The organism is Anaerococcus lactolyticus S7-1-13 (assembly GCF_000758765.1).
Lineage (GTDB): Bacteria > Bacillota > Clostridia > Tissierellales > Peptoniphilaceae > Anaerococcus > Anaerococcus lactolyticus.
The window spans coordinates 1-12,701 of sequence record NZ_JRMW01000030.1 but is presented as its reverse complement, the minus strand read 5'-3'; the positions used below and the strand labels follow the sequence as shown (position 1 = coordinate 12,701).

Genomic DNA, 12,701 nt, shown 5'->3' with positions numbered 1-12,701 from the left:
AATAAGGCACAAGTATAATGTTAGGGTGTGTAGAAACCAAAAATAAGATAAGGAGGATTATGAATTAATAAGTTATGGAAAAGAAAAATATAAACAATGGTTTCTTAGGCAAGATAATGTTATTAATAGTAGCGATTCTTTGGGGCTCTTCTTTAACGGTAGTTAAATTAGCATCCGACACCTTTAGACCTAACATGATCCTTGCTATAAGATTTACTGTATCAGCTATAATTTTATCAATAATATTTTGGAAAAAACTAAAGGCTATGACCAAACACGACATCAAAAATGGTTTATTAATAGGAGTGTTTTTGTTTATGGCGTACTCTATCCAAACAATTGGTGTAGGATATACAGACCCAGGAAGGTCTGCATTTTTATCTGCATCTTATTGCGTAATCGTACCATTTTTGGCATGGTTTGCCCTTAGTAAAAAACCTGATAGGTTTAATATCATTGCAGCAGTCTTTACAATTGCAGGCATATACTTTGTATCCATGGCAGGTGGAAAGGGAGGTTCGGTTTTTGACCAAGGAAGAGAAGCCATAATTGGTGATGGACTTGCCCTATTAGCAGGACTTTTGTTCGCGGCCCACATAGTAGCAGTCACAAAATTATCTGAGGGCAAGGACCCAATCCTTATGACCATCCTACAATTCACAATGGCAGCAATCTTATCAATCATAGTGACCCTTGTATTTGAAGATAATTCTGGAACAGTTTTATCTAAAGATGGAATTTTTGGAGTAGGATATTTAGCAATAATGTGTACAACAATAGCAATCCTCTTCCAAAATATCGGACAAAAATATGCATCAGCATCTTCAGCTGCCATAATCCTGGCTACCGAATCTATTTTTGGCATCATAATTCCAGTATTTATGGGAATCGAGTCATTAACAACAAATAAGCTCATAGGTTTTTCCCTAATCTTTATAGCTATAATAGTATCTGAAACAAAGTTGAGTTTTCTAGGTTTTAGATCAAGTAAAGAAGGGATAGCTTAGAAATTAAAAATAAAACTTAAGAAGAAATTAAACATAAAAAAATCTCGGGAATATTGATATCCTTAAATTAGATTTTAGGTCTAACTTTTTTGAGGACAATTCATCTTCCCGGGATTTTTTAATTTAAAACCACCTCTTCTTGTGTAAATCTTTGTTAATATATTGATTTATGAAAAAAATTAAAATTATTTTTTGCATATTATACTAATAAAAGAATAGAACGAGTTAAAAAATAAAAAATAATGATAAGGCTTTTCCTAGTTAGCATAAAGAGGTTTAGCGCTATACAGTATTGTCAAATGTGAAAGAAGATACAAAAGTTTTTAACATATTCCTTGAAATAATGATAGATGTTTGAATAAATATAAAACCAAATAAAAATAAATACGAAAATAATCCTTGACAAACTCACATCATCATAATAAAATAATAAACTATAAAAGCTAAACAAAATTTTAGGGGGAAAAAATGAAAATGAAAAGAATTTTCTCTTCCATGATGGCCCTTGGCCTTGCAGCAACCCTTGTTGCTTGTGGTGGAGATGAAGCTAAGAAAGATGATGCTGCTGATAAGAAAGAAGATCAAGCAGCTGATAAAGCAGACGATAAAAAAGAAGATTCTAAAGAGGGGCAAGAACTTTCAGATGATGATAAAAAAGCCTTAGACTCTTTCGAAAAACAAACTGCAGATGACACTCTTGTAATTGGTACATCTGAAATGAGTGGAGACTTCTACCCAGGTTGGTCTAACAACTCTTACGATGTTAAGGTTAGAAAACTAATCGGTATCTATGGCAATAACTCATATGATACTCTTGTTCAAGATGAGGCTGGTCAATGGCAATACAACTCTGCATGTCTAGACAAAGAGCCAGAAACAGTTAAAAATGCTGATGGATCAGAAACAACTACTTTCACACTCAAAAAAGATTTGAAATGGTCAGATGGTTCACCAGTAACCTCTGATAACTACCTATTTAGTGCACTTTTCCATTCTTATCCTTCTTACCAATTGGTAACAGGATCAACTAATATAGGTTCAAACTCATTAAAGGGTTATGAAGCTTACAAGAATGGTGACAAGGATGTATTTGAAGGTCTACAAAAAGTTGACGATCAAACATTCAAGGTAACTGTAGATGCTTCCTTCCTACCATACTTTGAGGAAGAATACCTAAAGGTAATAAGCCCATTTCCAACCCAAGCTATTTCTGAAAATCTAGCTGTTGCACCAGAAGGAAACAAGATTATAGCTAAAGATGGCTACAAACCAACAGATGCAGAAAAACAAGAATACGTTAAAAACATCGATGCTCAAATAGCTAAATCAAAAGAAGACTTTGATGAAAACAATCCAGCACCAAAAGAAGATGCAAAAGATGAAGAAAAGAAAGCATATGAAGAAGCTAAAAAAGCTCAAGATGCTAAAGTAGCTGAACTTGAAGGCCGTAAAAAAGGCGATGTTGATGCAACAAGCATGCTAATAGAAGAGGCTATGCAAAAAGAATTCAACGAATATAGGACAGCACCAAAGATTTCTGCAGGTCCATACAAGTTTGATTCATTTGAAAACAACATGGCAAAACTAAGCCTAAATGAATATTACCAAGGTAACTTCAAAGGTGATAAGGCTACTATTCCACACGTAATAGTACAAACAGTTAACAGCAAAATCGCAATCAACCTACTAGAAAATGGCGACATCGATATTTGGGATTCTGAAGCAGAAGGTGCTCTAATTGATCAAATGAGAGCCGCAGCAGACGAAGGTAAAATCGGTGGCTACAACACCTTTGAAAGAAATGGTTATGGTAACGTAACATTTATCACCGACAGGGGAGCTACAAAATATAAAGAAGTAAGACAAGCTATAGCTCACTTGATGGATAGGAACTCTTTCGTACAATCATTCGCAGGTGGATATGGTGTAGTAACCAACGGTATGTATGGTACAAGCCAATGGATGTATAAGGAAAGAGGAGCTGACCTAGAAGCTAGCCCAGAATTCAACAAATACACCCTAAACCTAGACGAAGCAAACAAATTGCTAGACAAAACACCATACAAATTCGAAAAAGATGGTAAAACTCCATGGGATAAGAAAAAAGCTGATGAAGAATATGCTAAGAACCCAGATGGATTTGATTACTATAGATACGATGAAAAAGGAAAGAAACTTCAAGTTAACCAATATGGTTCTGATGAATCTCCAATCACAACTCTAATTTCAAACCAAGTACCAGCTAACGCTAAACAAGTAGGTATGGAATACAACGTAACAGCAGGTTCATTTGCAACACTCCTTGATCTTTACTACTATCCAAAGGATGATGCTGAATATACAGCCTTCAACATGGGCTTAGGATTTGAATCACCATACGATCCATGGTATCAATATTCTTCTAAGGGTCCAGATAACCACACAAAGACAAACGACCCTAAGGCAGATGAAATCACAGAAAAATTACGTAGAACCGACCCTAAAAATAAGGAAGGCTACTTAGACGCTTGGGAAGAATTCCAAAAATGGTACAACGACTACCTACCAGAAATTCCTCTATACTCTAACCAATACCACACAGGTTACTCAAAGAGGGTTAAAGGCTTTGACGTTAATACACCAGTTTGGGAATCACATGACCAAATCAACGCTATAAGAATAGAGAAATAAATACCCTAACTAAATTAAGTACACAACGAAGCAAGGATTTATCCTTGCTTTTGTTGTGGGAAAATCTAAGCTAAACATGCATACTATTCAAGAAGCATGCATTATAAAAATCTACAAAAAATAAGTTTACTTATAGACTTTGCAAGAAATATTTTATTTAACTACAAATCTGAAAGCCTTATAAGCAAATTTGAAAAAAATTACATAAAATTTTACAAAATAGCTTGAAAACTTGTGGAAATTTTAGAATATTTATGCACGAAACTGAAAAGCTGACCGGTCTTAAACTTGACAAAGCTGGTTTACTAAGATAAAATATTATACTATAAAAAGTTACTTAATTTTTAGGGGGAAAAAACTTATGAAAATGAAAAGAGTGTTTTCATCACTTATGGCCCTTGGCCTAGCGACAACTTTAGTTGCTTGTGGTGGAGATAAGGCAAAAGATGTCGAAGAAAAAAAAGACGACAAGGCAGCAGAAGCTCCAGCTGATAATAAAGAAGCACCAGCTGATGGCGAAGAAGCAAAAGATGACAAGGCAGAGCTTGACTCTTTTGACAAACAAACTGCTGATGACACCTTAGTAATCGGTGCTGTTCAAGAGTTTAACGGAGACTTCCTACAAGGTTGGACAAACAACTCAATGGACGTTAAGGCTAGAAGATTCCTAGGAATCGAAGGAAATAACGGATACGGTACAGTTGTTCAAGACGAAGGTGGTCAATGGGTTAACAATGCTGCCGTTCTTAAAGAAGATCCACAAGTTGTTAAAAATGCTGATGGATCTGAAACAACAACTTACAAGATTAAAGAAGACCTTAAGTGGTCAGACGGTAAACCAGTTACAGCTGATGACTACCTATTTGGATCCTTACTTCACACCTATCCATCATACCAATTAGTAACAGGATCAACATCAATCGGTGATGACCCACTAATGGGCTATGAAGCATACAAGAGTGGTAAAAAAGATACTTTTGACGGTCTAAAGAAGATTGATGACTATACTTTCAGCGTAACAGTTGATGCATCATTTCTACCATATTATGAAGAAGCAGCTCTAAAAGCCTTCGGACCATATCCAATGCACGCTGTATCTGACAACCTAGCTGTATCTAAAGAAGGTAACAAGATAGTAGCTAAAGAAGGTTACAAACCAACTGAAGAAGATAAGAAAAAATACATCGAAAATATCGACAATCAAATAGCAAAATCTAAAGAAGATTTCGAAGAAAACAACCCAGCACCAAAAGCTGATGCAAAAGAAGATGAGAAAAAAGCTTACGAAGAAGCTAAAAAAGCTCACGATGAAGATATAGCTAAACTTGAAAAGAGAAAAGAAGGCGATATCGACCCAACAAGCATGCTTATTGAAGATGCTATGATTAAGGAATACAACGAATACAGGATTAAACCAACTGTAACATGTGGGCCTTACAAATTTGATTCATTTGGAAACAACATGATCAAAATGAGCATCAACGAAAACTATGCAGGTAACTTCAGAGGCGAAAAACCATCTATTCCACACGTAATTCTTCAATACGTAAACAAAAAAATAGCAATCGACCTACTTGAAAATGGCGACATCGATATTTGGGAAGCAGAAGGCGAAGGTCCACTAATCGATCAAATGAGAGCTGCAGCAGACGAAGGCAAAATCGGTGGCTACAACACATTTGAAAGAAATGGTTATGGTAACGTAACATTCTTAACAGACAGAGGAGCTACAAAATATAAAGAAGTTAGACAAGCTATCGCTCACCTAATGGATAGAAATAACTTTGTACAATCATTCGCAGGTGGTTACGGTGTTGTAACCAACGGTATGTACGGTACAAGCCAATGGATGTATAAGGAAAGAGGAGCAGATCTTGAAGCAAATCCTAAGTTTAAGAAATATCAATTAAACCTTGATGAAGCTAATAAACTTCTTGATGCGACTCCATACACATTCGAAAAAGATGGAAAGACTCCATGGGATAAGAAAAAAGCTGATGAAGAATTTGCTAAAAACCCAGATGGTTTCGAATATTACAGATATGATAAAGATGGTAAGAAACTTCAAGTTAACCAATACGGTTCAGATGAATCTCCAATCACAACCCTTATCTCAAACCAAGTTCCAGTAAATGCTAAGCAAGTAGGTATGGAATACAACGTAACAGCTGGTTCATTTGCAACCCTACTTGATTACTACACTAACCCAAAAGAAGATGCTGAATATACAGCATTCAACATGGGTACAGGATTTGGTACACCATTCGATCCATGGTACCAATACAACTCAAAAGGATCTGACAACAAGACAAGAACAAATGATCCAAAAGCTGACGAAATCACAGTTAAACTTCGTCAAACAGATCCAAAAGATAAAGAAGGTTACCTAAATAACTGGGAAGAATTCGAAATGTGGTACAACGATTATCTACCAGAAATTCCTCTATACTCTAACCAATACCACACAGGTTATACAAAGAGAGTTAAGGGATTCGATATCAACACACCAGTTTGGGAATCTGAATACCAAATCAATGCTATGAGCTTAGAAAAATAAGAAAATAGATAAGACAAGGCCAGCTGGTCTTGTCTTTTTTTATGAATAATAAAAAAATCGAAGATTATAGTTAGAAGAAATTATCTTTATTAGCGTGGAAGCTTAAAGGGTTTATGTTAAAACTAAAAATGAGTAGTGTCGCAATAGGCACATAAGTAATTGATGTAAAAGTATTAAATTGTGCCTAATTAAATGTGTTAAGCTACCACAAAGATGAAATAAATAGAGTATAATATAAATGTAATTATTAGAAAAATTTAGCAAGTCAAGGAATTACTAATTTAGCTGTTAGCTTTTTTTGAAAAAAATATGACTTACAGTAAATGAAAATTTATGCTAGCTATCCTTATCAATATTTACAAAACTTTATAAATATACAAAAAAACCTAGAAAGAGTCCTTATCATTTGGGAGAAAACAGGATTTTTATAAAGTTTAAGGTTGACAAAAGCACCTAAATATAATACTATTGTAGGTATAAATTATATGATTGAGGACTGGGCCCAAATTTAATTGAAGCGTTGACCAATACATAAAAGCCAGTCCAAATCAAAACAGGAAGGATATATATGTTACGTTATATAGTTAAGAGAATTTTAAACTTAATACCAGTAGCTCTTATAATATCTATCATGCTTTTTGCCTTTTCTAAGGCGATGCCAGGAGATCCTATCCAGGCTATGATCCCTACTACAGGTAGGATGACCAAGGCTCAAAAAGAAGAGATGTATAAGAATTTACAAGCTAGGTATGGCTACGATAAGCCTCTACCAGAACAATATGTTAGATGGCTAGGTAGGACCCTTAAGGGTGACTTTGGCGAGTCTACCAGAGTTAGAAGACCAGTTAAGGAATACCTTTCTGAGCCACTTAAAAATACAATTTATTTAAATATAGGTTCTACAGTAATTTCCTTTGTGCTTTCGGTGCTCATAGGAATCAGGTCGGCTACCCATAAGGGAGGCATTTTCGATAAGACGGCCCAGACTTTGACCCTTGTTGGTCTATCTGTACCGACCTTCTTTATTGGACTTATTTTGATATTCTTCTTTGCCTTTAGGTTAAAGATGTTCCCTGCAAATGGTATGCCAAGGGTTAATGCTTTTGCAGAATGGTTAAAATATCTAACCCTACCTACTTTGACCTTAACTGTAGGATCCCTTGCGTCCCTTTCTAGGTATGTAAGAAATTCTATGTTAGATGCTCTTGACCAAGACTATATCAGAACAGCTAGGTCTAAGGGTTTAAAAGAAAAGACAGTTGTATATTCTCATGCCTTTAGAAATGCTTTAATTCCAGTAGTTACAGCGTTGACATGGGCAGTACTTGGTATGTTCTCAGGTTCTGCTATTACAGAGAGGATTTTTTCCTACAGGGGAATAGGTAATGAGCTTATTACTGCGGTAATGGCGCAAGACTACAATATCATTCTTGCCCTATCAATGTTTTATGCCATCCTTACCCTTTTAGGAAACCTATTGATGGATATAGCTTACGCCCTAGTAGATCCAAGAGTTAAGTTGGAGGCTTAATATGAATAGAAAAATAAATAAACCATTTAAATCTTATCTTAGCTTCCTAAAAACTTATTTTTTAAGAGGGTTTACTTTTGCGACTGGCATGGAAGATGATATCCCAACTCCTAACAATGAAAAGGAACCAAATACAGATGTTCATGCAAATAGTCAAGGTGGACCTGACAAGGAACCAGAAAATGACAAACTAAAAGAAGAAGCTATCATGAGCCCAGGTAAGGTTGCTATTAGAAATTACTTTAGAAACCCTCTTGGTGTTATTGGGCTTGCTATGTTTATAGCTATAGTTCTTGTGATTTTTGTAGGTTCAAAATTATTACCATTTAACCAATATTATTCTCAAGGTAACTTAACAAACGTAGCCCCAGGTGCTGGATATATGAATTATCCAAGTGCAATGGAAAAAGAAGGTGTTGAAAAGATTTCTATAGGTAACACTTTTGCCGTAGGTCTTACAAAAGAAGGCAACATATATTATTGGGGTTCTGATAACGAGGATAAGGTCCTTTCTATGCCTGAAGGAGTTAAAAATAATCTAGAGGGTAAAAAGATAATAGATGTAGCAGCTGGTGATAGACACATTCTTGTTGCTACTGATGATAATAATGTATATGGTTGGGGTAATAAGACTTTCGACCAAACAAAAGTGCCTGGTATGCAGGCAGCTCAAATCAAAAAAGAAGGTATAGCAAAAATTGGTGGGGGTACCCAATATTCAGTGGTTCTAACTAAGGCTAACAATATTGTTATTTGGGGTTCTACCTTAGCATCAAGACTTGATATGATTCCTTCTAAGATTCAAGGACAGATTGTAGATTTTGATTGTAATACTATAAATGTAATTGTTGTTAAAAAAGATGGGTCTGTTGATCTTCTGGGTGTTAGAGGTGCAGAAAATGATACAGCTATGCCTGCTGAACTTAGGGAAGGCAAGGTTAAGGCTAAGAAAGCAGTTCTTACTGCAAATTCTGCTGCTGCCCTTACAGAAGATGGCAAACTTTATGTTTGGGGACCATCTAGAGATAAATTATCTGGTGACTTTGTACCAAAATTCGATGCTAAAATCGTAGATATTGAAGCAGGAGATTCTGTATTATCAGCTCTTGATGAAAATGGAAAATTATATCAATGGGGCGTTGATAATTACGGAGAAACTAAAACACCAGAAGGTGAATTTTCTCAAATATTTGAAAATTACTTTAATAACTATGCTGTAGATAAAGAAGGAAAAATTAAAACTTGGGGACTAAACGGTTTTAGGTTTGGTTCAGATGACCAAGGTCGTGATATCTTTACAAGACTTATCCATGGTGGCAAGATGACTATGATCATTTCCCTTATTTCGTCAATCATCCAAATTGGACTTGGTGTTTTAATAGGTATGGTTTCAGGTTTTGTTGGCGGTAGAGTTGATAATATTTTGATGAGGATTTCAGAGATTGTTGCGTCATTCCCATTCTACCCAATGCTTATCTCCCTATCAGCTCTTCTCCCACCAGGAGCAAGCCAAGAGCAAAGAATAACTATGGTTATGATTCTTTTGGGTATCTTAGGTTGGACAGGGCTTGCCCGTTTGGTACGTGGACAAATCCTTGCAGAGCGTGAGAGGGATTATATTACTGCGGCCAAGGCCCTTGGTGTTAAGGACTGGTCGATCATGGTTAAGCATATACTCCCTAACGTCCTTTCAATTGTAATAGTAAATGCGACAATTGGTTATGCAGGTAACCTTCTTACTGAAAGTGGTCTTTCATTCTTAGGTTTTGGTGTTCAAGAGCCTACACCTTCTTGGGGCAATATGCTTACAGCTGCCCAAAGTTCAGATGTACTTAACACTTACTGGTGGAGATGGGTATTCCCAGCCCTAGCAGTATTCTTGACATCATTCTCAGTTAACCTTATTGGTGATGCCCTAAGAGATGCAATCGACCCAAGAGCAAACGAGAGATAGGTGAAATTATGAGCTTACTTGAAATAAACAATCTTCATACCTACTTTTCTACTAGACGTGGTCTAATCAAGGCTGTTAATGACGTTACCCTCTCTGTTGATGAGGGTAAGACTTTGGGTCTTGTAGGTGAGTCTGGATCTGGTAAGAGTCAGACAGCGATGAGTATTCTCCAGTTGTTTGAATCTAATCAAAAAATCTATGGTGGTGAGATAATTTTTGAAGGGGAGAAGATCTCCGAATATAATACAAGCCAAATGGAGCATATCAGGGGTAATAAGATTTCTATGATCTTCCAAGAACCTATGAGTTCTTTAAACCCTGTATTTACTGTAGAAAAACAACTCTCTGAAGTGCTAATGCTTCATAAAAAAATGAATAAAAAAGAAGCTGCCGAAAGGGTTAAGGAACTTTTAGCGGCAGTTAAAATTCCAAACCCACATGTAGTTACTAAGCAATATCCATTTGAGTTATCAGGTGGTATGAACCAAAGGGTTATGATAGCCATGGCACTTGCTTGTGAGCCAAAGCTCCTTATAGCTGATGAGCCAACTACAGCCCTCGACGTAACAATCCAAGCCCAAATCTTAAGGTTGATGAATGATCTTAAGCATAAGGCTGGTACATCAATCCTCTTTATCACCCACGACCTTGGTGTTATTAACCAAATGGCTGATGAAGTAGCTGTTATGTATTGTGGACAAATCGTTGAGCAATCACCGGTAGAATTTATCTTCAAACGTGATATAACAGATTTCAACCACCCATACACTGTAGCGCTTCTAAATTCTATCCCATCTATCACCTCAGATAGGAATGAGAGATTGGATATAATACCAGGCAGCGTTCCTCACCCATTAAACTTACCAGAAGGTTGTAAGTTTGCTGATAGGTGTAAGTTTGCTACAGAAAGATGTATAAAAGAAATGCCTGAATTGAAGGCAGTTAATGAAAATCAATTAATTAGGTGCCATTACCCAAATAGAAAGGAAAGAGAAGATGGAAAATAAAGACAAAAAGGTCTTATTTAAGATAAGAAACCTTAAAAAATATTTCCCTCTTAAGAAAAAGGGGCTTTTCCACAAGGGCCCGGGCGAATATGTCCATGCCAATGAGTCTATATCTATAGACATCTATGAGGGTGAAACACTTGGTCTTGTAGGAGAGTCAGGTTGTGGAAAGTCTACATTTGGTAGGACTCTTCTACAGATATATGAGCAAACAGAGGGAACAACCCTATACTACGGAAAAACCCTAGAAGAACTTGCCCCAGAATACATGGGCAATATGATCAGTAAAATTCCATCAAAATTCCCTAACTACCACAAGGAGTTAGAAGAATTAAATAAGATTTATGAAGATTTAGAAAAATCTGAAACTGATGAAGCAAGGGCAATGAACAACGAAAAAGCTATGTTCAAACGTCGTGAAATCGAAGAAGAATACCTTAACATGATAAGGATTGCCGGTGGACTTCTTGCTTCAGATGACCTAAACAAGGTTTCAAAGCTACTAAGTGACGAATACCAAATCTTAAAAGAAAGAGCCAAGGTTTATATCGAAATAGAAGAATTCGAGCAAAAGGCTCAGATGATGGTAAGAACCTGGGATGAATACTACAAAATTCTAGATGAAGATCCAAAATATAAGGAATTAAAAGAAAAGGCTGATGCCATAACCAAGAGAGTCGAAGAAAAAAGAGCTGAAATCGAGGCTTATAGAGATACTCTCAGGGATAAGGAAAAGTTCAATGAACTTGAAAAAGAGCTTGATCCAGGTATCGACCTATCAGAATTAAATAAAGAAGAAATGAGAGAATTACGTAAGGATTTACAAATGATTTTCCAAGACCCTTACGGATCTCTAGATACAAAGATGACTGTAGGCAATATAATCGGTGAAGGTGTACTAGGTCACAACCTTTTCAAATCAAGAAATGAAAAAGGCTACAACGAATACATCCAAGAAACTATGGGAAAATGTGGTCTTGCTCCATACTTCCTACACAGATATCCTCACCAATTCTCCGGTGGTCAAAGACAAAGAATAGGTATAGCAAGAGCCCTTGCCCTAAAACCAAGCTTTATAGTTTGTGACGAGGCAGTATCTGCCCTTGACGTATCTATCCAGTCACAAATCATCAACCTTCTTCAAGACTTAAAAGAACAAAACAACCTAACCTACTTATTCATTACTCACGACCTTTCAGTAGTAAAATATATATCTGACAGGATAGGTGTAATGTACTTAGGAGTAATGGTAGAGCTTACAGACTCTGAAAAAATATTTGCAAACCCACTCCACCCATACACAAAGGCCCTACTTTCAGCTATACCAAGAACTGACGTAGACCAAGGTCAGGAGCTAGCAGTAATCGAAGGCGATATACCGTCAGCAGTAAGACCACCAAAGGGATGTAGGTTCCACACCAGGTGCGAATATGCAATGGACATCTGCAAAAACTTTGAACCAGAACTTAAAGATGTTGGCGATGGTCACTACGTAGCCTGCCACCTAATGGACGTATCTGAAGAAGAAAAAGAAAAAGCTCATGCAGCAAACCTTGCTCGTAGAGCCAAAGAAGCTGAAGAATTAGAAGAAATAAGCGCTATATGAAAAGACCAATAGACAGGTTCAAGGGGAAAACTAGGGAGGAAATCGAAGAAAAAGAAGCCCTCCTAGATAAAGATAATTTAGAAAAAGGGGATAGGCTAGCAATGTTTCTAGCAGCAATGAGGGTCTTCATGCCCTTCGTTCTCCTGATCCTCGCCCCAATATTTTTAATAGCATATTTCATGTGAAAACCAGGATTTTATAAATTCTGGTTTTTTTGTTCCAGAAAACTATTAATAGTTTTTATCCTAGATAAATTATCAATTTTGTTAATCCTAGATTAACTATATCTTGTATATTTTTTAGCCATTAACGTGGCTGCTCCGTTCAAAGGGGAGGCCCAAGGGACCTTCCGCCGCTCTCGGCCGCTGG

General features: G+C 36.5%; 8 protein-coding genes. All 8 read left to right on the top strand.

The window, feature by feature from the left end:
* Positions 1-74: 74 nt before the first annotated feature.
* The 8 genes from HMPREF1630_RS03820 to HMPREF1630_RS03785 all read left to right on the top strand — a co-directional run bounded on the left by HMPREF1630_RS03820 (position 75) and on the right by HMPREF1630_RS03785 (position 12,517).
* Positions 75-1,007 (top strand): DMT family transporter, encoded by a 933-nt coding sequence (locus HMPREF1630_RS03820; protein ID WP_037327204.1) that lies wholly within the window; start codon positions 75-77, stop codon positions 1,005-1,007.
* A gap of 468 nt (positions 1,008-1,475) precedes the next feature.
* The gene (locus HMPREF1630_RS03815) at positions 1,476-3,677 is read left to right on the top strand and encodes an ABC transporter substrate-binding protein (protein WP_037327202.1); all 2,202 of its coding nucleotides are present in this window, start codon (positions 1,476-1,478) and stop codon (positions 3,675-3,677) included.
* Between the two features lie 361 nt (positions 3,678-4,038).
* Positions 4,039-6,234: an ABC transporter substrate-binding protein gene (locus tag HMPREF1630_RS03810; protein ID WP_037327200.1), complete on the top strand. Its 2,196-nt coding sequence runs from the start codon at positions 4,039-4,041 to the stop codon at positions 6,232-6,234.
* A gap of 568 nt (positions 6,235-6,802) precedes the next feature.
* Positions 6,803-7,765, top strand: a complete 963-nt coding sequence (locus tag HMPREF1630_RS03805) for an ABC transporter permease (RefSeq protein ID WP_004829869.1) — start codon at positions 6,803-6,805, stop codon at positions 7,763-7,765.
* 1 nt (position 7,766) lies between these two features.
* Positions 7,767-9,719 (top strand): ABC transporter permease subunit, encoded by a 1,953-nt coding sequence (locus HMPREF1630_RS03800; RefSeq protein ID WP_037327197.1) that lies wholly within the window; start codon positions 7,767-7,769, stop codon positions 9,717-9,719.
* Positions 9,720-9,727: 8 nt separating this feature from the next.
* Entirely contained in the window at positions 9,728-10,726 is a 999-nt protein-coding gene (locus tag HMPREF1630_RS03795) for an ABC transporter ATP-binding protein (RefSeq protein ID WP_037327196.1), read from the top strand.
* The gene (locus HMPREF1630_RS03790) at positions 10,716-12,332 is read left to right on the top strand and encodes an oligopeptide/dipeptide ABC transporter ATP-binding protein (protein WP_037327193.1); all 1,617 of its coding nucleotides are present in this window, start codon (positions 10,716-10,718) and stop codon (positions 12,330-12,332) included. The genes HMPREF1630_RS03795 and HMPREF1630_RS03790 overlap by 11 nt, the downstream gene beginning before the upstream one ends.
* Positions 12,329-12,517: a hypothetical protein gene (locus tag HMPREF1630_RS03785; protein WP_004829859.1), complete on the top strand. Its 189-nt coding sequence runs from the start codon at positions 12,329-12,331 to the stop codon at positions 12,515-12,517. Before HMPREF1630_RS03790 ends, HMPREF1630_RS03785 begins: the two co-directional genes overlap by 4 nt.
* The last annotated feature ends 184 nt before the right edge of the window (positions 12,518-12,701 follow it).

Bases quoted from the DNA above. Each gene is read 5' to 3' on its own strand.
- HMPREF1630_RS03820 (WP_037327204.1), top strand. From the start codon at position 75: ATGGAAAAGAAAAATATAAACAATGGTTTCTTAGGCAAGATAATGTTA.
- HMPREF1630_RS03815 (WP_037327202.1), top strand. From the start codon at position 1,476: ATGAAAATGAAAAGAATTTTCTCTTCCATGATGGCCCTTGGCCTTGCA.
- HMPREF1630_RS03810 (WP_037327200.1), top strand. From the start codon at position 4,039: ATGAAAATGAAAAGAGTGTTTTCATCACTTATGGCCCTTGGCCTAGCG.
- HMPREF1630_RS03805 (WP_004829869.1), top strand. From the start codon at position 6,803: ATGTTACGTTATATAGTTAAGAGAATTTTAAACTTAATACCAGTAGCT.
- HMPREF1630_RS03800 (WP_037327197.1), top strand. From the start codon at position 7,767: ATGAATAGAAAAATAAATAAACCATTTAAATCTTATCTTAGCTTCCTA.
- HMPREF1630_RS03795 (WP_037327196.1), top strand. From the start codon at position 9,728: ATGAGCTTACTTGAAATAAACAATCTTCATACCTACTTTTCTACTAGA.
- HMPREF1630_RS03790 (WP_037327193.1), top strand. From the start codon at position 10,716: ATGGAAAATAAAGACAAAAAGGTCTTATTTAAGATAAGAAACCTTAAA.
- HMPREF1630_RS03785 (WP_004829859.1), top strand. From the start codon at position 12,329: ATGAAAAGACCAATAGACAGGTTCAAGGGGAAAACTAGGGAGGAAATC.